The organism is Paraburkholderia domus (assembly GCF_905220705.1).
GTDB classification, from domain to species: domain Bacteria; phylum Pseudomonadota; class Gammaproteobacteria; order Burkholderiales; family Burkholderiaceae; genus Paraburkholderia; species Paraburkholderia domus.
Map to the genome: position 1 here is coordinate 415639 of NZ_CAJNAT010000002.1, position 23044 is coordinate 438682.

General features: G+C 62.7%; 18 protein-coding genes and 1 pseudogene. 9 read left to right on the forward strand and 10 right to left on the reverse strand.

All coding sequences use genetic code 11. The features are described 5' to 3' along the window. The first annotated feature begins 64 nt into the window (after positions 1-64). On the forward strand, positions 65-409 hold the full coding sequence (locus KHO31_RS06945) for a hypothetical protein (protein ID WP_201086048.1): 345 nt from the start codon (positions 65-67) through the stop codon (positions 407-409). A 129-nt stretch (positions 410-538) separates the two neighbouring features. Here KHO31_RS06945 and KHO31_RS06950 read toward each other — a convergent pair whose 3' ends face one another. Next, positions 539-898: a darcynin family protein gene (locus KHO31_RS06950; protein WP_211622939.1), complete on the reverse strand. Its 360-nt coding sequence runs from the start codon at positions 896-898 to the stop codon at positions 539-541. A gap of 99 nt (positions 899-997) precedes the next feature. On the opposite strand from KHO31_RS06950, the gene KHO31_RS06955 reads away from it, so the two are divergent. Then, positions 998-1636, forward strand: coding sequence for a TetR/AcrR family transcriptional regulator (locus KHO31_RS06955; RefSeq protein ID WP_211622941.1), 639 nt, complete (start codon positions 998-1000; stop codon positions 1634-1636). A gap of 102 nt (positions 1637-1738) precedes the next feature. Here the strand turns inward: KHO31_RS06955 and fabV are convergent, their stop codons facing one another. Next, on the reverse strand, positions 1739-2935 hold the full coding sequence (gene fabV / locus KHO31_RS06960; RefSeq protein ID WP_201122779.1) for an enoyl-ACP reductase FabV: 1197 nt from the start codon (positions 2933-2935) through the stop codon (positions 1739-1741). A 965-nt stretch (positions 2936-3900) separates the two neighbouring features. Here fabV and KHO31_RS06965 point away from each other — a divergent pair. After that, positions 3901-6414, forward strand: coding sequence for a penicillin-binding protein 1A (locus KHO31_RS06965; RefSeq protein WP_211622943.1), 2514 nt, complete (start codon positions 3901-3903; stop codon positions 6412-6414). A gap of 59 nt (positions 6415-6473) precedes the next feature. On the opposite strand, the pseudogene KHO31_RS06970 reads toward KHO31_RS06965, so the two are convergent. Both KHO31_RS06970 and KHO31_RS06975 read right to left on the reverse strand, forming a co-directional pair. Continuing rightward, positions 6474-7118: pseudogene (locus KHO31_RS06970) on the reverse strand (MFS transporter); the annotation flags it as partial. 160 nt (positions 7119-7278) lie between these two features. Next, positions 7279-8397, reverse strand: coding sequence for a porin (locus KHO31_RS06975; RefSeq protein WP_201079260.1), 1119 nt, complete (start codon positions 8395-8397; stop codon positions 7279-7281). Positions 8398-8687: 290 nt separating this feature from the next. On the opposite strand from KHO31_RS06975, the gene KHO31_RS06980 reads away from it, so the two are divergent. Next, positions 8688-9170 (forward strand): hypothetical protein, encoded by a 483-nt coding sequence (locus tag KHO31_RS06980; RefSeq protein ID WP_236071106.1) that lies wholly within the window; start codon positions 8688-8690, stop codon positions 9168-9170. A gap of 38 nt (positions 9171-9208) precedes the next feature. On the opposite strand, the gene KHO31_RS06985 is transcribed toward KHO31_RS06980, so the two are convergent. From KHO31_RS06985 to KHO31_RS06995, 3 genes are read right to left on the reverse strand one after another with little or no spacing between them, the layout of a single operon-like run. Continuing rightward, positions 9209-9640: a cupin domain-containing protein gene (locus KHO31_RS06985; protein WP_201079257.1), complete on the reverse strand. Its 432-nt coding sequence runs from the start codon at positions 9638-9640 to the stop codon at positions 9209-9211. Between the two features lie 4 nt (positions 9641-9644). Next, the gene (locus tag KHO31_RS06990) at positions 9645-10340 is read right to left on the reverse strand and encodes an FMN-dependent NADH-azoreductase (RefSeq protein ID WP_201079255.1); all 696 of its coding nucleotides are present in this window, start codon (positions 10338-10340) and stop codon (positions 9645-9647) included. 59 nt (positions 10341-10399) lie between these two features. Beyond that, positions 10400-10837, reverse strand: a complete 438-nt coding sequence (locus KHO31_RS06995; RefSeq protein ID WP_201079253.1) for a carboxymuconolactone decarboxylase family protein — start codon at positions 10835-10837, stop codon at positions 10400-10402. Between the two features lie 122 nt (positions 10838-10959). Here KHO31_RS06995 and KHO31_RS39815 point away from each other — a divergent pair, with 122 nt between their 5' ends. After that, complete coding sequence (locus KHO31_RS39815; protein ID WP_201079410.1) at positions 10960-12435, forward strand: methyl-accepting chemotaxis protein; 1476 nt, start codon at positions 10960-10962, stop codon at positions 12433-12435. 131 nt (positions 12436-12566) lie between these two features. Here KHO31_RS39815 and KHO31_RS07005 read toward each other — a convergent pair whose 3' ends face one another. The 3 genes from KHO31_RS07005 to KHO31_RS07015 form a co-directional block, all read right to left on the reverse strand. Next, positions 12567-14189, reverse strand: coding sequence for a putative bifunctional diguanylate cyclase/phosphodiesterase (locus tag KHO31_RS07005; protein ID WP_201079251.1), 1623 nt, complete (start codon positions 14187-14189; stop codon positions 12567-12569). Positions 14190-14327: 138 nt separating this feature from the next. Further along, positions 14328-15785: an aldehyde dehydrogenase family protein gene (locus KHO31_RS07010; protein WP_201086046.1), complete on the reverse strand. Its 1458-nt coding sequence runs from the start codon at positions 15783-15785 to the stop codon at positions 14328-14330. After that, positions 15785-16732: a LysR family transcriptional regulator gene (locus KHO31_RS07015; protein WP_201079247.1), complete on the reverse strand. Its 948-nt coding sequence runs from the start codon at positions 16730-16732 to the stop codon at positions 15785-15787. The genes KHO31_RS07010 and KHO31_RS07015 overlap by 1 nt, the downstream gene beginning before the upstream one ends. A 342-nt stretch (positions 16733-17074) precedes the next feature. On the opposite strand from KHO31_RS07015, the gene KHO31_RS07020 reads away from it, so the two are divergent. The 4 genes from KHO31_RS07020 to KHO31_RS07035 are packed head-to-tail and all read left to right on the forward strand — an operon-like array spanning position 17075 to position 23034. Then, on the forward strand, positions 17075-18559 hold the full coding sequence (locus KHO31_RS07020) for a UbiD family decarboxylase (protein ID WP_201122785.1): 1485 nt from the start codon (positions 17075-17077) through the stop codon (positions 18557-18559). After that, positions 18552-19172, forward strand: coding sequence for a UbiX family flavin prenyltransferase (locus tag KHO31_RS07025; protein WP_201079242.1), 621 nt, complete (start codon positions 18552-18554; stop codon positions 19170-19172). The genes KHO31_RS07020 and KHO31_RS07025 overlap by 8 nt, the downstream gene beginning before the upstream one ends. Beyond that, positions 19169-22216 carry a xanthine dehydrogenase family protein molybdopterin-binding subunit gene (locus tag KHO31_RS07030; RefSeq protein WP_211622945.1) on the forward strand — a complete coding sequence of 1016 codons (3048 nt, stop codon included), beginning with the start codon at positions 19169-19171 and terminating at the stop codon, positions 22214-22216. Before KHO31_RS07025 ends, KHO31_RS07030 begins: the two co-directional genes overlap by 4 nt. After that, positions 22213-23034, forward strand: coding sequence for an FAD binding domain-containing protein (locus tag KHO31_RS07035; RefSeq protein ID WP_201079238.1), 822 nt, complete (start codon positions 22213-22215; stop codon positions 23032-23034). Before KHO31_RS07030 ends, KHO31_RS07035 begins: the two co-directional genes overlap by 4 nt. The last annotated feature ends 10 nt before the right edge of the window (positions 23035-23044 follow it).

The following is a 23044-nucleotide window of genomic DNA, read 5'->3' on the forward strand; positions in this document are numbered from 1 at the left end:
CTGCGCACCACGGCCCGACTCACCTACAATGGCCGCTTTTGCGACACAGATTGAAGGTTCGACGATGCGGGTATCGAAATTTGCACTGGCTTTGCTTACGGCCTGTTTTACGCTCAATGCAAGCGCCGAGATGACGGCCTCGCAATACAAGCTCTGGGCTCATACCGACAACAACTCGGTCTACGCGGCTTACATCACGGGCACGATCAACGCGCTAGGGTGGGCTAACGGGGATCTGGTGTCGAAGAAGCGTCCGCCGCTGTTCTGCCCGCCGCAAAACCTCGCCATCGGTAACCAGAACGTGTATCCGCTGCTTGACCAATTTTTCACCAACCATCCAGGTCTTTCAGACGACTTTCCGATCGGTCTCGCCATTCTGCGCACGCTTCAGGCCGCGTTTCCCTGCTGATACGGGGTCGCTGAAGCGACGTCTGGCCGGCGCTACACCGCTTGTATGGATCGATGTGTGGCCCAACGCACAGACCGGCAACGTTTCAGCTGAATCGCGCCGGCTCGTTCATTCACAACGCCGTGCCTTTCAGGACGCCGAGAGCGCTTCCCGGTTGTAGTTCCTGGCAAAGGCGTTCTCCACGCCCGGCAGAATCTCGACGACTTCGAAGAAACGATCCCAGAACGGTGTCTCACGGAGCGCTTCCACCACCAGTTCATACGCGTGATGGCTCGTCGCGTCCCACACCCAGATATCCGTCACGCGCGCTGAATAAAACTCGACGTCGTAGAAACGCATGCTGACCTCGTCGGCATGCGTCTTGAGGATCTGCTCGACGTGTTCGCGCAGCAGGCGAAACCGTTCGTCGACAGAAAAGGCGAGCCATTCGGGTGTCGTTTTGACGAGCATGAATACGGTCAATACAGGTTCTTTCACAGATGCGGTCATGTTGTTCGATTCCAGTTGAATGGTGAGTGGCTAATGAGGTTTCGCGAAACAGGTTTAGAATACGAGCGATCGCTCACATTTAAAACTCGCGTTTCGGCCATGTCAAAATCGACTGCTGCACAACGTCTGAAGCCCCGTAAATCGCCCATTCAGCGGCGTTCGGCGCAAACCGTCGAAACCGTGCTCGAAGCGGCGGCTCGCATTCTGGAGACACATGGCCTCGCTGCATATACGACCAACGCGGTCGCGGAGCGTGCCGGCGTCAGCATCGGTTCGCTCTATCAATACTTTCCGAATCGCGATGCGTTGACGGTTGCGTTGATCGAGCGCGAAACCGCGCAGCTGACGGCTGATATCGAATCGGCGACGTTGGCGGAGAGTTCGCGTGGCTGCGTGCTCGCGATGGTGCGCGCGGCGGTCGCGCATCAGATGCGCAGGCCGGTGCTGGCACGCATCATCGATTTCGAGGAACGCAGATTGCCGCTTGGCGAGCGCAACCAGCGGGTTGCCGACCTCATTCATGCGGCGCTGTTGACGGCGCTGACTGACAAACCCGAAGCGCCGGATCTGGAAAATGCGAGTCTTGTCGCGCACGACTTGCTGGCGATCGTGCGCGGCATGGTCGACGACGCGGGCGAGCGCGAAGAACGCGACGCCGCGGCGCTGGAAGTGCGGGTGATGCGCGCCGTAGATGGCTACGTGGCGCTGTCGAGGAGGGGGAGCGGCGAGTCCATGTAGTGCGGCGGGCCCTGTGGGGGCCCGCTAACGCACCATGAACGGAACAGGCGAAAGGCGAAAGGCGAAAGGCAAAGGGCGGGGCGGCAAGGGCCCCGCGAATGCTCAGAGTTGCTCGATCCTGGGGATCGGCACGTCCGGATTGACGTCGGCTTCATAGTCCACGCCGGCGATCTCGAATCCGAAGAGACGCAGGAAGTCGGTTTTGTAGCCGCTGAAGTCGGTGAGTTCGTAGATATTGTCGTTGGTCACCTGGGGCCAGAGTTCCTGGACGCGGGCTTGGACTTCGGGATCGAGTTCCTTGTAGTCGGCGCGCAGACGGCCTTCTTCATCGATGTGCGGCGTCGTGCCGTACATGCTGTCTTTGTAGAGCCCGTAGACCTGCTCGATACAGCCTTCGTGGGTGCCTTTTTCCTTCATGACCTTGAAGAGCAGCGACAGATACAGCGGCATCATCGGGATCGCGGAGCTGGCCTGCGTTACGACTGCCTTGAGCACTGAGACACGCGCATCGCCGCCTTTGGCCGCGAGTTTCTCGCGGATCCCGATCACTTTCTGGTCGAGATCCTTCTTGGCGGCGCCGATCGAGCCGTTCCAGTAGATGTCGTGCGTGATTTTTTCGCCGAGATAGGTGAACGCGGTCGTCTTCGCGCCGTCGGCGAGCACGTCGGCGTCGAGGAGGGCGTCGATCCACATCTGCCAGTCTTCGCCGCCCATCACCGCGACGGTGTTGTCGATTTCGGCTTGCGTGGCGGGTTCAAGGACGGTTTCCTTGACGACTTCCTTGTCGGTGTCGATGCCACGCAGATTGACGGCTTTGCCGACCGGCTTCAGGGTCGAGCTGAACACTTCGCCGGTTTTCGGATGCGTGCGCTTGGGTGCGGCGAGACTGTAGACCACCAGGTCGACCTGGCCGAGATCGCGCTTGATGACCTCGATGGTGCGTTGCTTGACTTCATCGGAGAACGCGTCGCCGTTAATGCTGGTCGCGTACAGGCCTTTTTCCGTGGCGAATTTTTCGAAGGCGGCGGTGTTGTACCAGCCAGCCGTGCCGGCTTTGGTTTCGCTGCCGGCACGCTCGAAGAACACGCCGAGTGTGGCGGCGTCGGAGCCGAACGCGGCGCTGATGCGCGCGGCAAGGCCGTAGCCTGTGGAGGCGCCGATCACGAGCACTTTTTTCGGGCCGTTGGCAATGGGACCGCGTGCCTTCACGTATTCGATCTGCTCCTTGACGTTGGCTTCGCAGCCGGTCGGATGGGTCGATACACAGATGAAGCCACGCACGCGCGGTTTGATGATCATGAAGCACCTCTTGTCAGAATTGCCGACATTATAGTGGGGTTGGGTTTTTGCCTGGCGGGGGCCGGGGCGGGGGTGGGGTTTTCTTGCTCTGGTTGGCTGCGCGGCGCTTGTTTGGCTGTGTGCCTATGGGGTTGGCCTTTCCTTGAATTTTTAGTGGTCTATTTGCGTTGCCCCTGTGCGGGGCGGCACCTACTTCTCTTTGCTGCTGCAAAGAGAAGTAGGCAAGAGAAAGCAGCTCACACCGCCAGCTCATAAGCGGGTCCCCCGCACAGTCACGGTAGTGGTACATCTGGAATCCGTGTTCTCGCGCATTCGGCGTCAGTGACAAAGCGTTCATCAGTTCCCACTCCGCACTGCGTGCGTCGCGGACGGGTCTGCATGGGAAACCCGGCTTCGTTTCGCGCAGCGGGGCCATCGGCTTTGCCTCGGCAGAATCGCTCCTGCGTTCGTGGGCAAACCCGTGCTCCAAGTGATATACCGGTCGCTTGAAATTGAAGCCGCAGAGGCAGTAGTGGCGCAATGACGTGTCACGGTACCGGAAAAACCGCGAGAGCCCAAACCCAAACTCAGCGGCGGGTTTTATGAAATGTGTGTCGGCGCGCAGCGTCGCCGGAGGTATGACTGCCTTGTCACCGGCGCCGAATGTGCGGGAACACAGATTCCAGATGTACCACTACCGTGACTGTGCGGGGGACCCGCTTATGAGCTGGCGGTGTGAGCTGCTTTCTCTTGCCTACTTCTCTTTGCAGCAGCAAAGAGAAGTAGGTGCCGCCCCGCACAGGGGCAACGCTAATAAACCAACAACAAAGCAAGGAAAGGCCAACGCGGCAGGCGTACAGACAACAAGCGCCGCGCAGGCAAACCAACCAGGCAAATCCCAACACCATCAAAAACCGCCGACAAACAAAGCGCCGAGCAGGCCCCTGATACGATGCTGCCTTCGTCAAGCAGAACGGTAACCCCGAGTGAAGCGCCTGATCCCCCAACTCCTACAGACCCTTGAAAAATGGCTAACCCTGGCGAACCAACCGATCGCCCGGGCCCTATGGCACCTGCGCCATCCCACACGCCGCGGCGTGGCATGGGCCTGCGCCGCGATCCCGGCGCTGTTCGTCCTGTATGTCCTGGCCCTGATCCCGTTCACGCCCAGCATCGGTGACATCCGCAAGGCGAAAATCGAGCAGCCGGCGCAGATTCTCTCGGCAGACGGCAAACTGCTGGCCGAATTCAAGCCCTCGAACCGCGAGTGGGTGAAACTCAAGGACATCTCGCCGAATGTGGTGAATGCGCTGATCGCCACGGAAGACCACCGCTTCTACCAGCATTTCGGGCTGGATTGGCGCCGCACGGCATCGGCCGCGATGCACACGTTTTCCGGCGATCGGCAGGGGGGCTCGACCATCACCCAGCAGCTCGCCCGCAATCTCTATCCGGACGAGATCGGCCGTGCGCCCACGCTGACCCGCAAGATCAAGGAAGCGATTACCGCCTTCAAGATCGAGGCGCTCTATACCAAGGATGAGATCCTCGAGACCTATCTCAACACGGTGCCGTTCCTCTACAACGCCTACGGCATCGAGATGGCGGCGCGAACCTACTTCGACAAATCCGCCGGCGACCTGAACGTGCTGGAAAGCGCAACGCTCACCGGCATGCTCAAGGGCAATAGCTACTACAACCCGGTGCTCAATCCGGAACGCGCCCTGCAGCGACGCAACACGGTGCTGGCGCAAATGGTCAAGTACGGCAAGCTCACACCCGCGGCCTACGCGACGCTCGAGCGCCGTCCCTTGCGCATCGATTTCGAGCGGCAGACCGAGCCGCCCGGACCCGCGCCGCACTTCGCACAGCAACTGCGCAAGTGGCTCGCGGCATGGGCCGATCGCAACGACTACAACATCTATTCCGACGGACTGGTGGTGCGCACCACCATCGATTCCCGTTTGCAGACCATGGCCACCCAGGCGGTGACCTTGCAGGGCAACCAGTTGCAAGGCATCGCTAACTCAGCGTGGGGCACGCGCGCGAATTGTGCGAACGGCCGCGATCTGCTGCAGACTTTCCTGCGCGAAACCTCTGACTATCGCGCCGCGAAAGACGCGGGTCTCACGGACGACGACGCGATGAAGCGCGTCTCGTCCGACCGCGACCTGGTGCAGACGGTGTGCGAGTCCAAGACTCGGGTGCAGGCGGACTTCCTCGCGATGGACCCGCGCAACGGCCAGATCAAGGCATGGGTCGGCAGCCGCGACTTCAGCCAGGACCCGTTCGACCACGTCCAGCAGGCACGGCGCCAACCGGGTTCGACTTTCAAGCCGTTCGTCTACGCCGCAGCCTTCGAAGACGGCGCCAAACCCAGCGACACGTTTATCGACAAGCCCGTCGAGATTCCGCTAGCCGGTGGCGAAGTCTGGCGTCCGGGCGACGAGGATGAGCCGAGCGCGCGCGCGATCAGCCTGCGCGACGGCCTTGCCTATTCGCGCAACCGGATTACCGCCCAACTAATGGAGACGGTCGGTCCGAACAAGGTCGCGAGACTGGCGCGCGCCATGGGCGTGCGCGACAGCGAACTCGATCCGGTGCCGTCGCTCGCGCTCGGCACGAGCCCGGTGACGCTGAAGGAAATGGTGTCGGCCTACGGCACGATCGCCAACCTCGGTGGTTACGTGGAGCCGGTGATGGTCACGCGTATCGAAGACCGCAACGGCGAAGTGCTGGCCGAGTTCGCGCCGGTGCCGCCCAAACAGGAACTGCCGGCCGACGCCGCCCGCACCCTCGTCGATGTGATGCGCGACGTGGTAAGCCGGGGCACGGGTTCGAGCATTCGCAGCCGCTTCGGCATTCGCGGCGATGTCGCGGGCAAGACGGGCACCACGCAGGGGAACGCCGACGGCTGGTTCATCCTGATCTCCCCGCAGCTCGTGGCAGGGGCGTGGGTCGGCTTCAACGACAGCCGCGTGACCTTGCGCAGCGACTATTGGGGCCAGGGGGCGCACAGCGCGTTGCCGATCGTCGGCGACTTTTTCCAGCGCGCGCAAAGGTCGAAGCTGGTCGACAGCCACGTCAGGTTCGCGACCGACCAGAAGCCGGGCTGGTTCGCGGAGCGCTCGGGCAGGCTGCGCGAGTGGTTCCAGCATCTGTTCGCGGCGTCGCCTGCGAAGACTGAGGTGCCGGTTGTCACGCGCAATACGACGCGCCGCGCGCCGGCTGCCGTCACTGCACCGGCGGCCGCTGCATCCGCATCCGTATCCGCCGCGGATGTCGAGCCGCGGCCGCTATCGTCGCAACCGCCGCTTCTTCAAGCACCGGCGTCAGCACCTGCGCCAGCGAGCGGGGCAGTCGATGGTGAAGCGCATGGCAGCGGCGAGCCGGCCCTGGCGCCGACGCCCACACCGGACGACGTGCTGCCGCCGGACGCCGGCGGCGGCACGGCAAGCCAACTCCCGGGTATCCCGGCGAGCGCGAGTGCGTCACCCTAAGGCTTTCGCGCATGGCGCCGCGCGACCAGGTCCGCGCGGCGTGCATTGAGGCGAGGCCGTTAGGACCTCGCCACCTTCGTTCTGCCTGCCGCGCCCGGATCCGGAATACTGCACGACGCCTCGAGCGACGTATCGTGATGCAGTAGAAGCACGGCCGCCACCCCGACGAGTCCCGCACCCGACAGACAAAGCAGGCCGGCGCCGAAGCCGCCGGTGCTGTCCTTGATCCAGCCCATCGCGTAAGGCCCAAAAAATCCCGCCAGATTGCCGAGGGAGTTGACAGCGGCAATGCCGCCGGCCGCGACCAGCAACGCGATCGCCACGTGCCATTTGCGTTCGAGCTTGCGGTCGGAATGGCGTCCCCAAAAAATCATGCTGATTACGCCGACGATGTAAGGCAACGACGTCACCAAACCGGTCTGCAGATTGGTCAGGCCGAAGGACTTGACGATCTGCGGCAGAAAGAAACTCAGGCCATAGTTGGTTGCGTTCGCACCGAAGTAGATGAGCGCGACGGCAAGAACGCGCGGATTGAACAGCGCTTCCTTCACGCTGAAGATGTGCACGGCCTCGCGATGCTCGCGCTCCTGCGCCTGGCGGGCGACCAGCCAGTTGCGTTCGTCATCGGCAAGCCAGGTGGCGTCGGCCGGCTTGTCGGTCAAATAGAGCAGCACGGCGAACGAGAGCAGCAGCGTGTGGCGAGCGTTTGGGAAAGTGCTTTGGCGTGGCTGCGCACGCCGCAAAGAGCGCCGCGATGCGCCTCAATCGGCTGAAGGCGCATCGGGTGGGTTGCTGGCAAGGGGAGGCGAGGCGCGCCTGGCGCTACCCCGAGGTTCTGGCTCCGTCCCCCTGCAAAGATGCGCTTTAGAACCGATGCGTCATACCCACCGTCGCAAGAACCTGCTTGGTTCCAGGCGCGGTTACGGTCACGCCCGGCCAGCTCACGGTGGCGGTACCGTTGTTCTTTATGTAGCCCGCGCGCATGTACAGGCTCGTGCGCTGGGATATCGAATGATCGACGCCCAGTTCGAAGCTCGGCGCATTGTCATGCGCGCCGCGCACGTTGCGCTGAACGCCGGCAATCGTGATCGCGTCGGCCGGGGTTGCCTGGATCGTTGCGCCCAACTCCGCAATACTCAGCGAATGGCCGGTGCCCAGGTGCGCCGCCAGCGACCCTGGCGCCGGATCCTGCGCGCGGTTGTATGAATAGTTGAACTGGAGGTTCACGATACCGATCCGGTAGGCGAGCGCGCCGATGAAGTGCTCGGTGCCCAGCAGGCTCAACGACGTGGGCAGGCCCGCAATGGTTTCCTGTCCGGGATGCTGGTTCACATACGCAAGACCTGCGTAGAAACCGTAGCCCGAGTACGTGGCCGCGACGTTCAGCATGTTGCCCGTCGTGGCCGGCACAGGCTGGCTCACGGTGGCGGAAAACGCGTACATGCCATAGAGCTTCAGGCCTTTCAGATCCGGCGATTGATACATAATCGAATTGCTGGCGCGGCCGGAGTCGTACTGCGTCGACAGCGTGTTTCGATCGACAGCGAGGACGTTTGCCGAAAACGGCGACAACACTTCGTTCGCGCGAAACGGATCGGCGGGATAGACGACCCGGAAACTCGGTTCGTACTGGCGTCCCATGGTCAAGGAACCGTATCTGGCGTCGCTCAGCCCGACCCATGCCTGACGATAGAAGAGCGCCGAGGTGTCGGCAAACAGCCCGCCGTTGTTCACGTTAAAGCCCGTTTCGACGTTGAACTGCGCCTTCAGCCCGCCGCCCAGATCTTCGGTGCCCTTCAGGCCGAACAGGGAACCGGTCGAGCCGCCGCTCTTTTCAGAGTACGAATGGACACCGCCATTGTCCAGATACTGGATGTTCGCATCGACGACGCCGTACAAGGTCACACTCGAATCGGCGGCCGCAGCACCACCGGCGGCCAGAATCAGCGTGGCTCCGCAAACGCCATGATTGATAAAACGCATGCATGTCTCCTCTTTTTTATATCCGCCTGTTGCGGACCTGATTGCACAGTCTTGCTGCTGGGCGAGCGCGGGTAGGGTTCTCCGACCCGAATCCCGTGCGCCGAAAAATGGAATGACCGTGCTAATTTCAGTCAACTGGCGGAATAAAGCCAGTGCATTGTTTTTATGAGAAGCGTGCAGAAATTGCATGACACAGAAGAACCGTGAAAACAGGGCTTAGGCCCGCGGGGGCGCGATGTTCGTCCTGTCATAGCATGGACTTGCGGAGTCCCTCCAGACGTGGGCTACCAGTGATTGTTCACGCGCCCGCAACAGTGTTTTCAGGTAAAGAGGCTGATCTGACGCGCCTGATCGCGCATAATTTTGGGATTGGTAAAACGGTTGAAAAATGTAGGCAGATCATGTTCAACAATGTCTCAGGTCACATACCGGATCGGGAGGGTGAATCCGTCGCGCTGCAGCGTCGACGCTTACTCTCCAACCGGGCGAGCGCGCTCATCGCGGCAGTGACCGCGTGCGCCAGTCTCGTGGGATGCGCATCGACGACCGATGTTGTCGCGACCGACAAACCGGGCGTTTACACGGTAGCGGCGAGCGCGACGGGCGGGCGGATGGCCTGGGCCCGCGCGCACGAACATGCGATAAACGAGGCGCGCGACTACTGCGAGCGTCGCGGCATGCAGAGCAGTGTCACGACTGAAACGGTGAGCGGCGTGCAGATGATGACTGAGCATGCATCGTCAGTGAGTTTCGAATGTCATCCGAGGTTTTAGGGATGGGGGGAAGCGGCGAGGGCGCCACGGGAGAATGCTCACTGTTTGTCGAACGTGACCAGGTTTTTATCTTTCGTGTCCGCTACAAAAATGGCCAGCAGCTTCGCGGGTTCCGTATCGCTGGCGTTTTCGCTGACCGTATGATGCGCACCGGGCTTCTCGGTCCAGTATTCGCCGGCATGAAAGACGTGCTCTTCGCCATCGTTGACACGGCTGCGGATCGCGCCCGACAGCACGTAGCCGACCACAAAGGCCTGTCCATGCCGATGCGATGGTGACTTGCCGCCGGGTGCATAGTCGACGACAAGCGCAGTCATCGTTTTACCTGGAACGTTCGCGATCGCTTCAGTGAACGCAGGCGTAATCGTCTCCCGTGCAGCGGCCGTATCGGCGGCGAACACGGTTTGGGGGATTCCCACGACGGACAGACCGGCCACCGCTACCGTCGCGACAAGCGTACGAATTTTCATGTGATTACTCCTGGCTGAGTGCCATGACATCGTTGTTCGGTTCCGAAGCTGAAGCCGGCTGTGACTTCGCCGAACCGGCCCAGTTTGCCGCCACTGCGATAAGCTCAGTGCGCGCGCGTTCAAGCGCTTCGAGCCTCGCTGCCTCGTCTGAAAACTGCAACGGCTGCGCATCGACGAATGCCGGGTCCGCCACGCCGAGAAATCCGAAAGCAGCCTTCAGCGCTGGCGTCAGCGCATCCATCGACGAGTAGGGCGTGCCGACGCGCAAATCAGCGCCGCGGCTCGTGATGAAAAGTACCTTCTGCCGCGCAAGCTGACCTTCTATCCGCCCGTCTTCTGCAAACAAATAGGTCAAGCCCGTACGCGTGATGCTGTCAATGAAAGCCTTGAACGCGGAAGGCATCGACCAGTTGTACATGGGCATGGCAAAGACCAACGCGTCGGCGTCGAGCAGACGCTTGCACAGCGCATCCGATGACGCCAACGTCGCCTTCATGGCAGGTGTGCGCTCGTGCGACGGCGTGTAGGTCGCGATAGCGAATGCTTCGTTCACATGTGGCGGCGTATCGACCGTGACGTCGAGATAATCGACTTCGATATCCAGACCTTCCTCACGCAGGCGCTCCAGAAAATACCGGCTTAATGCGCGCGAGTTGGATCGCTCGCGTTTGGCACTTGCGTCGACGTGCATGATTTTCATGACTTCTTTCCTTCGGGGGTTATGCGGCAATCGTTGGCTGGAGTGTGGCTACGGCGCAATCAGGCCGGCAACTTGCGAAACGCGATCGCGAAGCGGTTCCATGCGTTGATGGCGGAGATCAGCAGCGTCAGGTCGACCAGTTCCTCGTCGCTGAAGTGCGGGCGTACCGCTTGCCATACGGCGTCGGGTACGTGCTCTTGCGACACCAGCGTAAGCGCTTCGGTCCATTCGAGCGCAGCGCGTTCACGGTCGGTGAAGAAGGGCGTTTCACGCCACACCACGACGGTGGCCAGACGCCGCTCGGATTCGCCGCCTTTGCGGGCGTCGGTGGTGTGCATGTCGACGCAGAAAGCACAGCCGTTGATCTGCGAAGCGCGCAGGCGGACCAGTTCGGTCAGCGATTTTTCGAGGGCCGATTTGCCGATGCGTTCTTCGACGCCGAGCATCGCCTTGATGGCGGCGGGGTTGGCTTTGTAGAAGTCGAGGCGTTGTTCCATGATTCACTCCCTGGCTGTTTGGACCCACGCAATGTGGTTCGATGAGTGAAGATTAGGCGTTTGACTGGCCTTATGAAATAGCCGATTTTATCTAATTTAAGGTAGCCACTTTTACCTTCAGCCTGCTGACGGCGATCGGCGCGCTCGGCGTAGCGGGCATGGCGAGCAGCAACGCCGCCAACCGCGAGACCTACACGAACCGGCTCGCCAGCACGCGGCTGATCGGCGATGCGGAACTCGCGATCAGCCGCGAGCGCACGACCGTCGACCGGATCGCTTTCGATCCGGCCGCCCCGACGGTCGAGAAAGACGTTGCCACTTACCGCATGCTCAAAGGGCAGGGGATGGATGCCTGGACGAAGTATCTGGGGTTGCCTGCCACATCCGATGAAAACCGTCTGGCCGCCGCGGTTAGTGCCAGGCGCAGCCAGGTGCAAAACGAACTGGATGCTTTTGCGGATTCGGTCAAGGGCATGGACGATGCGGCAGTCAAAGTCGCGTTGAAGAAAATCGCGCTGGCCAATACGGACTATGTCACGGTGAGCGCTGATCTCAAGCAGTTTCAACGCGATCAGGCAAAGGCACAGTACGATGACTCGGAAGCGAGTTTCCAGCGCTTTCGTGCAATAACTATCGCCTCCGTCGTATTTGGGCTGCTCGCCGGTGTCTTCACCTTCGTGTCGCTGCGCCGCGCGATCGGCCGTCCGCTCGCCGAGGCGCTGGGACATTTCAACCGGATCGCGACGGGCGATCTGTCGCAGCGGATCGAAGCGCGTTCGCACGATGAAATGGGCATGCTGCTGCACGGTCTTTCGCAAATGCGCGACGGCCTCGTCAGCACCGTCGCAACGGTGCGTCACGCAAGCGAGGCCATCGCCACGGCCGCCCAGCAGATCGCCTCAGGCAATCTCCATCTGTCCGCGCGCACGGAACAGCAGGCGGCGTCGTTACAGGAAACCGCGGCCAGCATGGAAGAGCTGACCGGCACGGTGAGGCATAACGCCGAGAATGCACGTCAGGCGCAGACTCTCGCCGCCAATGCGGCCAACATGGCCGATCAGGGCAACTCCGTGGTGGGCGAGGTGGTGACGACGATGAAAGAAATCGATCAGAGCTCCGGCCGTATCGGCGACATCATCGCGATTATCGATGCCATCGCGTTTCAGACCAATATTCTGGCGCTCAATGCAGCGGTCGAAGCTGCGCGCGCCGGAGAGCAGGGGCGCGGTTTCGCGGTGGTGGCGGCCGAGGTGCGCATGCTGGCGCAGCGCTCGTCGGCTGCCGCGAAAGAGATCAAGGAACTGATCGGGACGTCGAGCGGAAAAGTACAGGCGGGCGGCACGCTGGTCACCGAGGCAGGCGGCCGCATGCAGGCGATCCTCACCGGGGTGCGGCGCGTGGCGGACATTATGGACGAGATATCGGCCGCTTCGTCGGAGCAAAGTACGGGTATCGAGCAGGTCGCCCGCGCCGTCGCGGAAATGGATTCGGTCACGCAGAACAACGCCGCGTTGGTCGAAGAGGCTGCAGCAGCGGCCCAGTCGCTCGAGGAACAGGCACGAATGTTGAAAGAGACGGTGGCGGTGTTCAGGATTTAGGCCCGGGCTGGACTCACTTCCTGACTGAAGGAAAGGACCGCTTTCAATAGGTTGACGAGGCCGGCGGCCAATTTACTTTGCCGACTCGCGCTGCGCAAACAGCGCGTGACCATCTTTTTCGTTTGGTGCCCTCACCGCCGCAGCATGAATTCCGCGAAGGCCTCCGAGTCAAGCGGGCGGCTGACCAGATAACCCTGAATGAAATCGCATCCGGCGTCCTTCAGTTCTTCTGCCTGGCTTTGGCACTCGACGCCTTCCGCGATAGTATTCATACCGAGCGAACGAGCGAGACCGACAATGCCTCGGATGACCGCCGACGCCTTCTCTGAATCGACCAGCGCTCGAACAAACGATTTATCGATCTTCAGTGTGTCGATGGGCAGTCGGACAAGATAGCTAAGACTGGAGTATCCAGAGCCGAAGTCGTCCAGCGATGTGAATATGCCGGCTTGCTTCAGCGCGGCAAGAACGGACGTTGCCTGTTCGATATCGCTCACCAGAGAGTCCTCCGTGACCTCGATGTCGAGCATTGCGGGGGAGACGTCGTGTGCCCTCGCGATATGGAGAATCCTATCTGCAAGTCCCTCGCCGAGGAGTTGCCGAGCCGACAGATTGAGGCTGATCCGAGGTACGGATACCCCTAATCGCCGCCATGCACGGATATGCTGACAAACCGCATTGAGCAGCCATTCGACGAGGACTCCTTCATATGGAGAGTCAAGCAGCACGTCCAGGAATGCGTCCGGTGTCAGCAAGCCTCGCTCAGGATGACGCCAGCGAAGAAGCGCCTCGGCACCAATTGGGGAACCGTCCGTAAGTGCCACCTCAGGCTGGAAATGAAGCTCGAACTGGTTCGCCGCAAACGCCTCACGAAGATCCATGCGTAAAGCAAGGCGGTCACGCATGCCCCGGTCGAGTGCTCCGTCGTACGCGCGCACCTGAAACCGGCCAGATGACTTCGCTGCGTACATGGCCGTGTCGGCATGGCTCAGCAACGCCTCGGCTGAGTCCGGTACTTCTCTCAGTAGCGCGATGCCAATGCTAGCCGACAGGGAGATGGATCTTCCCCATACTTCGAATGGCACCGCGAGCTCGCTGAGCACCGCATGCGCGAACGCTTCTGCCGCGCTTTCGGCCGTATCGCGTAACAACAGAACAAACTCGTCGCCCCCTACGCGTGCGGCGAAGAAAGCAGGTTCAGGAATTGCGAGTAGCCGTTTCGCAAAGCCGCGCAGCAACTCATCGCCCACAGCATGACCGAACGCGTCGTTGACTTCCTTGAAATGGTCCAGGTCAATAAACAGCACCGCGAGCGTTGCACCGTGCGTAAAGCCGGGTGAAACAGCTTCAGCGACCGCGTGCGATAGCGCTTCCATGCACTTGCGCCGGTTGGCCAAGCCAGTCAGATAGTCGTGACTCGCTTCAAATTCCAACTGCGCCGCGTGCTCGTGTTCGCGCGTGACATCGCGGAAGAGCACCGTAATGCCATCGTCGTGGGCAAATGATCGAGCCTCAAACCATGTGTCGAGCGGTGCGTAATAGTCGGTGTGCCGACCGGGAAGTCCAGTGGCCGCCGTGTGTTGATAGACGCGATAGTAGCCGGAGTCGACCAGGTCCGGGTAACACTGCCATATGTCGCGTCCGAGCAGGTTTTGCCGCGCCTGCTGCAGGTATCGCTCAGCTGTATGGTTGAGATAGGTGAAGCGCCACGATCTGTCTATCGACATGAATCCGTCGCTGAGACTATCAAGCATGTCACCAAGGTGAGCCGGTGCAGGCTGTCGGGCGCCGGCATCTGTCGGGCGCGGAGGACGAGAGTCGGTCTGTCGTTCCATTTTGGGCTTTCGGTTCGCGTCGGACCCAAAGGCATCGCTTGTGCGCGAACCGTGGGCTCATCGCATTCTAACCGCCTTTGCCACCGTTTCCATCTGCTCCGGCACGCCCGCATTCAAGCAGATGTGTTTCAGTTCGGTGAAGTCCGCGAGTGCATCGTACCCGTGCAGACGGCCGAGGCCACTCTGCCGATACCCGCCCGTTTCCGCTTCGGCGAATAACCGGTTGTGGTCGTTGATCCACACGGTGCCGTTGCGCAGTGCCCGGGCGATCCGGTAGGCACGCGCGACGTCGTGGGTCCACACGCTCGCGGAGAGACCGAACACCGTATCGTTGGCCTTGCTGAGCGCCTCGGCCTCGTCCTCGAAGGTCTCCAGCGTGACGAACGGCCCGAAGATCTCCTCCTGACAGAAAAACGCTTTCGGATCGCCATGCTCGACCAGCGTTGGCGCCAGGAACGCGTTGCCGCTGCTCGCACCGCGTAGCAGCACACGATCCGCGCTGTCGCACGCCCGCTCGATCGTCGCATTGACCGCATCGCGCGTGCGATGGTCGATCAGTGCGCCGATATCGGTCGCCGCGTCGCTTCCCGGGCCGACCTTCAGCGCGGCGAGCGCGGCGGCCAATTGCTCGCGCATCTGCTGCGCTTTCGAGGCATGCACGAGCACACGGCGCGCGGCCGTGCATTGCTGGCCGGAGATGATCGTCGCCGCGCGCGCGAGACGCGGCGCGATCGCGGCGACATCGGCATCATTGAACACCACGCAGCATGATTTGCCGCCCAGTTCGAGCGAAAGCTTTTTCATGCTGTCGGCGGCCGCGGCCATGATCCGCTTGCCGGTGGCCGTCGACCCCGTGAAGCTCACTACGTCGACATCATGCGATTCGACGAGCCGCTCGGCAGCCGCATGCCCGGTCTCGTTCACCACGTTGACCGCGCCCTTCGGCAGCGCCGTGCCGTCCAGGCAGCGCATCATCGCCGCGTTAAGCAGGCTCGTCTGCGCCGCCGGCTTGACGACGCTCGTGCAGCCGGCCGCGAGGGCCGGCGCGAGCGAGCGCACCAGCAGCACCGCGGGCGCGTTCCACGGCACGATGATCGCGGCGACGCCGGCAGCTTCGCGCAGCATCGTGGAGATCGTGCCCGGTTCCGGCTCCAGCACGTGGCCGGGCAAATGGCGCGCAAGCCCGGCGTAATAGCGGACCTCCGAGATCGCCGCGGCGATTTCGCCGCGCGCCTGCGCGATCGCTTTGCCGTTCTCGCGCGCCATCAGCGTCGCCAGTTCTTCCCGCTTTGCATCCAGCGCCGTGGCCCAGTCGAGCAGCACGTTCTGCCGCAGCCGCGCGTCCTGTGCCCACGTGGTGCGATCGAACACAGCGCGCGCGGCGGCAATCGCCGCGTCGGCCTCTGCCGCGCCTCCGTCGGCATACAGTCCGATTGGCTCGCCGGTGGCCGGATCGATCGCGGGCTGCGTCGGCGTGCCGGTCCAGCTGCCGGCGATCCAGTGTTGTGCGTTCATCAAATTTTCCTGGTCGGGGTAGGGGTGTCCTTCGTCGCATCCAACGGTGCGGCGTTCAGCACCTGGCGCAGTTCGTCGGCGATGATCGAGATCAGCGCGTCCGCGGCGGCGCTTAGCGGCCGGCGCGGATGCGTAATGCAGACGATGTGGCGCACGATGCGTGGCGCCAGAATCGGATACGCGCGCAGCGTGCCCGCCCGGACTGCGCGCTCGACCACGATACGCGGCAGGATGGTCGCGAAGCGTGTATTGCCGACCAGCTGCACGATGGTGCTGAGCACATCGATTTCGAAGCGCGGCGCGAGGAGCACGTCCTCGTGCTGCGCAGCGGTATCGAGCACGCCGCGCAAGCCGTGCCGCTTGGTCGGCAGCACCAGTTCGAGTTCGGGCAGCTTGGCCAGCTCGATCGCGTGCGGAAGGTCTGGGCCGTGTGCCGCACTGGTGGCGAGCACCATTTCTTCGTCGAGGATCGCTTGCGCATCGAGCGAGAGCTTGCCGCGCGGTTTGTTAATGAGTGCCGCATCGAGCTGGCCGCCGGCGACCCAGTCGATGAAGGTCGCGCTGTAGCCGTCGGAGACGGTGACTTCGACGTACGGATATTTCTCGTGATAGCGCGACAGTGAATCGGCCAGCACGCTTTCGCTGATCGACGCGATCAAGCCGATCGACACACGCCCGGTGATGATCTCGTCGCGCTGGATCAGCTGCTGCCGCGCGTGCGCAAGGTCGCGCATGATCGGCAGGAAGAGCCGGTACATGAGCCGCCCGGCGGCGGTCGGCGTCATCCCATGCGAGCCGCGCTCGAACAGTTGCTGATGCAGCTCTTCCTCGAGCTTCGCGATCTGCATGCTGAGCGCCGGTTGCACGATATTCAGACGCTTGGCCGCACGGGTGACCGAGCCGTCTTCGAACAGCGCGATGAAATATTGAATCTGCTTCAGGTCCATGGGGGTGTTCGATCAGGCTTCCGCATTTTCATTGTTTTTGATGTAGACGATCGACGTTATCAATTCTCGTGCGGTGGTAGTGCACTGTTTTCGTATGCACCAGCCTTGTCGATCTGTCACCAAAGGCCCGTCACAGTAGGAATAAAGGCGGTCGCTGCTATTAATACTCAGGACGCTGCTCAACGTCATCAGGGGTAACACTGATATCAGAATAAGTGATGTCGAAAATCAAAAAACACTATTAGAAGTTATACGCCATTCTCGCTACGCTCCATCCAAATCCACTGTGCGCTCGCTACACAAAGCAACGGGCGGACATCGACACGACACATGGAGACGTAAATGAGTTCTCGCGGTACCGCTTCCCTCGATACGACGGTTTCTCCGAGCGCCGGAGCGCGTCCCGCCCGCTCGCTGCGAAGCTGGCTCGAGCACCTGTCGGCGAGCGGGCGGGTGGCCACCATCGAAAAGCCCGTCGCGCTCAAGCACGAACTCGCAGCGATCGCGAAGAAGCTCGACGGCTCGCGCGCCGCAGTGTTCGTGCAGCCTGGCGGCCATGCGATTCCGGTGGTCAGCGGTTTCATGTCGAGGCGCGCGTGGATCGCCGAAGCGATGGGCGTGAGCGAGGACCAGTTGCTGCAACGCTTTCGCGAAGCCGCCGAGCATCCGCTCGCGTGGCAGGAGGTCCCGGCGGATACCGCGCTGTGCCAGCAGGTCGTCCATACGCAAGGGATCGATCTACACAAGCTGCTGCCCATTCCGACACATAGCGAACACGATAGTGGCCCGTACATCACCGCCGGTCTCGTGATCGCGCGCAATCCGCGCACCGGTATTCAGAACGTATCGATCAACCGGATCCAGGTGCATGGACCGGATCGCATGGCGATCCTGCTGCTGCCGCGCCATCTGTACGCGTTTCAGCGAACCGCGGAAGCCGCGGGCGAGCCACTCGACGTCGCCGTGGTGATTGGCGTCGATCCACTGACGATGCTCGCCTCCCAGGCGATTACGCCGATCGATCACGATGAGTTGGAGATCGCGGGCGCGCTGCACGGCGAGCCGCTGCCGGTCGTGAAGTGCGTGAGCAACGGTGTGAAGGTGCCGGCCTTCGCGGAGATCGTGATCGAAGGGCGCATCTTGCCGAACGTGCGCGAGCAGGAAGGCCCGTTCGGCGAGTTTCCGAAGTATTACAGCGCGCGAGAGGGGCGTGAGGTGATCGAGGTCACGGCGCTCACGCATCGCGCGAAGCCGATTTATCACACGATTGTGCCGGCCGAAATGGAACATCTGCTGCTCGGCGCGATTCCGCGCGAGGCGACGTTGCTCGCGCATCTGCAGCGCAGCCATCCGAATGTGAAGGACGTGCATCTGTCGGTCGGCGGCGTATGCCGTTATCACCTGTGGATCCAGTTCGAGAAGAAGCGCGAAGGCGAAGCGAAAAACGTGATCCTGTGTGCGTTCGGCGCCCACTACGACATCAAACAGGTGGTGGTGGTGGATACCGATGTGGACGTGCACGACCCCGCTGAAATCGAATGGGCCATCGCCACGCGCTTCCAGGCCGATCGTGATCTGGTCGTGATCGAAGGCGCGCAGGGCTCGCCGCTCGATCCGTCGACCACCGTGGGCCAGCCGGATGACGCCCCGGCGCACCTGCAGGGCATCAGCGCGAAGATGGGGCTCGACGCCACGCGGCCGGTGGTTTATGCGTCGCACGTGTTCACGCGCGTGCGCATTCCGGGGCAGGACTCGGTGGATCTGGAAGCGCTCGTCGCCAGCGACAACGCCGCGTTCGATAACTATCTGGGTGACGTTCATGCCTGACAACAAGCGTGAGCGGATTGTCGTGGGCATTTCGGGCGCGAGCGGCGCATTGATCGGCGTGCGCCTGCTTGCCGCGCTGCGCCGCCTTGGCACCCATGAGACGCATCTGATCGTGTCGGCCTCCGGCGCGGTAACAGCGGCTCAGGAACTGGGCATGGCGCGCGGCGATCTGGAGAGCCTCGCCGACGTGGTCTACAACGTGCGTGATATCGGCGCGGCAGTGGCGAGCGGTTCGTTCATCACCGCGGGCATGGTCATTGCGCCGTGCTCGATGAAAACGCTCGCGGGCGTGGCCAATGGTTTCGCCGACAATCTGCTCACGCGCGCTGCTGACGTCATGCTCAAGGAGCGTCGCCGACTGGTGCTGGTCGCACGGGAAACACCGCTCAATCTCGCGCACTTGCGCAACATGACGCTCGCCACCGAGATGGGCGCGATCGTGATGCCGCCAGTGCCCGCGTTCTACGCCCATCCGAAGACCATCGAGGACGTGGTCGATCACACCGTCGGCCGGATTCTGGATCTGTTCGGCATCGAGCACCGCGAGATCGCCCAGCGCTGGAGCGGACTCGCCGATGAGTTCGCGGGCCGCCGTGAAGGAGCCGACGAATGAACCAGCGCGACGTGATCAACTCAGGCAATGCTGCGACTGCAGAGGTTGAACCAGGCCACGACGAAAGCGTAAAGCGTCCGCGGACCTATCTTGGCCGCCCGATGGAGCGTCTCGAAGACCCGGCGATCCTGACGGGCCGTGGCCGCTATGGCGACGATATCGGCACCAAACCCGGCACGCTGCATGCGGCGATTCTGCGCTCGCCGCATGCACATGCAGAACTCGTTGCCATCAATACCGACGCCGCGTCGAAACTGCCAGGCGTGCGCGCGATCCTGACGCGCGACGATCTGCGTGCGTGGTCGCGGCCCTTCGTGGTGGGCGTGAAATCGCCGATGGAGCAGTGGGCGCTCGCGATGGACCGCGTGCGCTATGTCGGCGAACCGGTCGCGGTGGTGCTAGCGGAATCGCGGGCCATCGCCGAAGACGGGCTCGATCTTCTCAAGGTCGACTATTCCACGCTCGATCCGGTCACGACGATCGAACAGGCGGCGAGCGAGGAATCAACGGTGCTGCATGAAAAGGTCGGCACCAATGTGATCAGCGACCGCCACTTCCGCTACGGCGATCCGGAAGCCGCGTTCGAGAACGCGCCACATCGCGTGAAGCTGGTCGCGCATTATCCGCGCAATACCTGTGCGCCGATCGAATGCGGCGTGGTGATCGCCGAATATCTGGCGGGCGACGAAGGCTATGACGTTACGTCGAATTTCATGGGCCCGTTCTCGCTGCACGCGGTGATGGCGATGGCGCTGAACGTGCCGGCGAATCGTCTGCGTCACAAGGCGCCGCGCGATTCGGGCGGCAGCTTCGGCGTGAAGCAGGCGGTGTTTCCGTATGTCGTGCTGATGTGCCTCGCCTCCCGCAAGGCCGGCGCCCCGGTGAAGTGGGTCGAGGACCGGCTCGAACATCTGAGCGCGGCGACCTCCGCGACGGCACGCCTGTCGACGCTCGAGGCGGCTGTCGAAAGCGACGGCCGTATTACCGCGCTCTCATACGATCAACTTGAAGATTGCGGGGGCTATCTGCGCGCGCCGGAACCGGCGACGTTCTACCGGATGCATGGCTGCCTGACCGGCGCGTATGCCATCGACAATCTGCTGGTGCGCAATCGCGTCGTGCTGACCAATAAGACGCCCACGGGTCTCGTGCGCGGCTTCGGCGGCCCGCAGGTTTACTTCGCGCTCGAACGGTTGATGCAACGCATTGCGCTTGAGCTGAAGCTGGATGTGCTCGACGTGTACCGCCGTAATTTCGTCGCCGCCGACGCCTTCCCGTATCGCGCCGCAGCGGGCGCCTTGCTCGACTCGGGCAACTATCAGGAGGCGCTGCGCCGTGCGCTGGCCGAAGGCGGCTATGACGAACTGCGTGCGCGCCGCGAGGCGGCGCGCAAGGAAGGGCGGCTGTACGGCATCGGCTTCGCGGCGATCGTCGAGCCGTCGGTGTCGAACATGGGCTATATCACGACGGTGATGCCCGCCGACGCGCGCAGGAAGGCCGGCCCGAAGAGCGGCGCGATCGCGAGCGCCACGGTCAGCGTCGATCTGCTGGGCGGCGTGGTGGTGACGATCGCGTCGACGCCCGCGGGCCAGGGGCATATGACGGTGTGCGCGCAGGTGGTCGCGGACGTGCTCGGCGTCTCGCCTCAAGACGTCGTCGTCAATGTCGAGTTCGATACGCATAAGGACGCGTGGTCGGTGGCGGCGGGCAATTACTCGAGCCGCTTTGCCGGCGCGGTGGCGGGCACGGTGCATCTGGCGGCCGTGCGCGTACGCGACAAGGTCGCGCGCATCGTGTCGAAGCAGTTGGGTTGCGCGCCGGAAGATGTGCGTTTCGAAGGCGGCCGCATTTACGCGGCGGGTGCAGAGGATCGTGCGCAGCCGTTCGGCCGCGTCGCCGCCAATGCGCCGCATTGGGCGCCCGCGCTCTTGCCCGAAGGCGAGGAGCCCGGCCTGCGTGAGACCGTGTTCTGGAATCCGCCGAACATGGCGGCGCCGGACGAGAACGATCGCATCAACACGTCGGCGGCTTACGGGTTTGCCTTCGACATGTGCGGCGTGGAAGTGGACCGCGCCACGGGCCGCGTGCGGATCGACCGATACGTCACCGCGCACGACGCCGGCACGCTGCTGAACCCCGCGCTCGCCGATGGTCAGATTCGCGGCGCGTTCGCGCAAGGTCTCGGCGCAGCGTTGATGGAGGAATTCCGCTACGGCGCAGATGGCAGCTTCCAGTCGGGCACGCTCGCCGATTATCTGATGCCGACCACCTGCGAAGTGCCCGATCCGGTGATCGTGCATCTGGAAACGCCGAGTCCGTTCACGCCGTTGGGCGCGAAAGGACTTGGCGAGGGCAACAACATGAGCACGCCGCCGTGCATCGCGAATGCGGTGGCGGATGCACTCGGCGTCGACGATATCCGTTTGCCGCTGACGCCTTCGAAGGTCATGGCGCTCATCGGTATCGACGACCCCGCCCCGTCGCGTCCCGAGTTGCGGGACACGCCACCGGCGAAACCGGCGGTGCCTGGCGGCGGCAAGGCGCTGACCGCGCAAGGCAGCGTCGATTTGCCGGCGTCGCCGGAAGCCATTTTCGCCGTGCTGCTCGATCCGCAGGCGCTCGCCAAAGTGATACCGGGTTGCCACGCGCTCGAAGCCGAAGGCACGAACCAGTATCGCGCCGACGTGACGGTCGGCGTGGGCATGATCAAGGCGCGCTTCGAAGCGAAGATCGGGTTGTCGGAAATCGACGCGCCACATCGGCTGCGTTTGGCGGGCGCGGGCATGTCGTCGCTCGGCAGCGCGCGCGGCAGCGGACTCGTCGAGCTGACGCCGATCGAAAGCGGTACGCGTCTTTCCTATGACTACGAAGCCCAGGTGTCGGGCAAGGTCGCGGCCGTCGGCGGACGGATGCTCGAAGGGGCGGCCAAGGTCGTCTTGCGGCAACTGTTCGAATCGCTTGGACGCCAGGCCGCAGGCAAACCGGTGAAAACCGGAGGCGGGTGGCTATCGCGGCTGCTCGCACGTTTCAGGAGACAGGCATGAAACCCGCGCCGTTTGATTATCTGCGCGCGATGACCACGCAGGACGCGCTCGACGCACTCGCGCAAAACGGCGAAGACGCCCGCGTGCTGGCCGGGGGTCAGTCGCTGATGGCGGTGCTGAACATGCGGCTCGCGCAGCCGCGCATGCTGGTCGATATCTCGCGCACGGACGAACTGAACGCGGTGCGCATCGATAACGAAGCAGGCCGGCTGATTGTGGGCGCGGCTGCCACGCAGGGCAGCGTCGAATGGCGTGCGTCACTGCGCGACGAAGTGCCCCTGCTGGCGATGGCGTTCCCGCACATTTCGCACTTTCAGATTCGCAATCGCGGCACCGTCTGCGGCTCGATTGCACACGCCGATCCGAGCGCGGAATTGCCTCTTGTGCTGGCGGCGCTCGGTGGCGACGTGACGCTGCGCTCGAAAAAGAAGAGGCGTGTCTTGAAGGCCGAGGAATTTTTCCAGGGGATGTTGATGACCGCGCGCGAACCGGACGAATTGGTCGAAGCGGTGCGCTTCCCGCTGAAGAAGCCCGGCGAACGCTACGGCTTCACCGAATTCTCCGCGCGTCATGGCGATTTCGCGATGGTCGCGTGCGCGGCGGTGTTGACGAGCGACTCGATCCGTCTGGCGGTGGGCGGTGTCGCGGATCGGCCGGTGGTCGAGACATGGCCGCGTTTGCACGGCGAAGAGCTACGCAGTGCATTGAACGATTTGAGCTGGAAGCTGGGCGCGCAGGACGACGCGCATATTAGCGCGACCTATCGCCGGCATCTGGTCCGGCAACTCGGATGGCGCGTGATCGAGGAGGCAAAGTAAAGTGAGCAAC

What these genes read in the sequence shown, in the direction of transcription:
- KHO31_RS07035 (WP_201079238.1), top strand. Translation starts at nt 22,213, where the DNA reads ATGAAACCCGCGCCGTTTGATTATCTGCGCGCGATGACCACGCAGGAC.
- KHO31_RS06985 (WP_201079257.1), bottom strand. Translation starts at nt 9,640, where the DNA reads ATGAAAATTCGTACGCTTGTCGCGACGGTAGCGGTGGCCGGTCTGTCC.
- KHO31_RS07015 (WP_201079247.1), bottom strand. Translation starts at nt 16,732, where the DNA reads ATGGACCTGAAGCAGATTCAATATTTCATCGCGCTGTTCGAAGACGGC.
- KHO31_RS06990 (WP_201079255.1), bottom strand. Translation starts at nt 10,340, where the DNA reads ATGAAAATCATGCACGTCGACGCAAGTGCCAAACGCGAGCGATCCAAC.
- KHO31_RS06955 (WP_211622941.1), top strand. Translation starts at nt 998, where the DNA reads ATGTCAAAATCGACTGCTGCACAACGTCTGAAGCCCCGTAAATCGCCC.
- KHO31_RS06975 (WP_201079260.1), bottom strand. Translation starts at nt 8,397, where the DNA reads ATGCGTTTTATCAATCATGGCGTTTGCGGAGCCACGCTGATTCTGGCC.
- KHO31_RS06945 (WP_201086048.1), top strand. Translation starts at nt 65, where the DNA reads ATGCGGGTATCGAAATTTGCACTGGCTTTGCTTACGGCCTGTTTTACG.
- fabV (WP_201122779.1), bottom strand. Translation starts at nt 2,935, where the DNA reads ATGATCATCAAACCGCGCGTGCGTGGCTTCATCTGTGTATCGACCCAT.
- KHO31_RS07025 (WP_201079242.1), top strand. Translation starts at nt 18,552, where the DNA reads ATGCCTGACAACAAGCGTGAGCGGATTGTCGTGGGCATTTCGGGCGCG.
- KHO31_RS06950 (WP_211622939.1), bottom strand. Translation starts at nt 898, where the DNA reads ATGACCGCATCTGTGAAAGAACCTGTATTGACCGTATTCATGCTCGTC.
- KHO31_RS07005 (WP_201079251.1), bottom strand. Translation starts at nt 14,189, where the DNA reads ATGCTTGATAGTCTCAGCGACGGATTCATGTCGATAGACAGATCGTGG.
- KHO31_RS07020 (WP_201122785.1), top strand. Translation starts at nt 17,075, where the DNA reads ATGAGTTCTCGCGGTACCGCTTCCCTCGATACGACGGTTTCTCCGAGC.
- KHO31_RS06995 (WP_201079253.1), bottom strand. Translation starts at nt 10,837, where the DNA reads ATGGAACAACGCCTCGACTTCTACAAAGCCAACCCCGCCGCCATCAAG.
- KHO31_RS07010 (WP_201086046.1), bottom strand. Translation starts at nt 15,785, where the DNA reads ATGAACGCACAACACTGGATCGCCGGCAGCTGGACCGGCACGCCGACG.
- KHO31_RS07030 (WP_211622945.1), top strand. Translation starts at nt 19,169, where the DNA reads ATGAACCAGCGCGACGTGATCAACTCAGGCAATGCTGCGACTGCAGAG.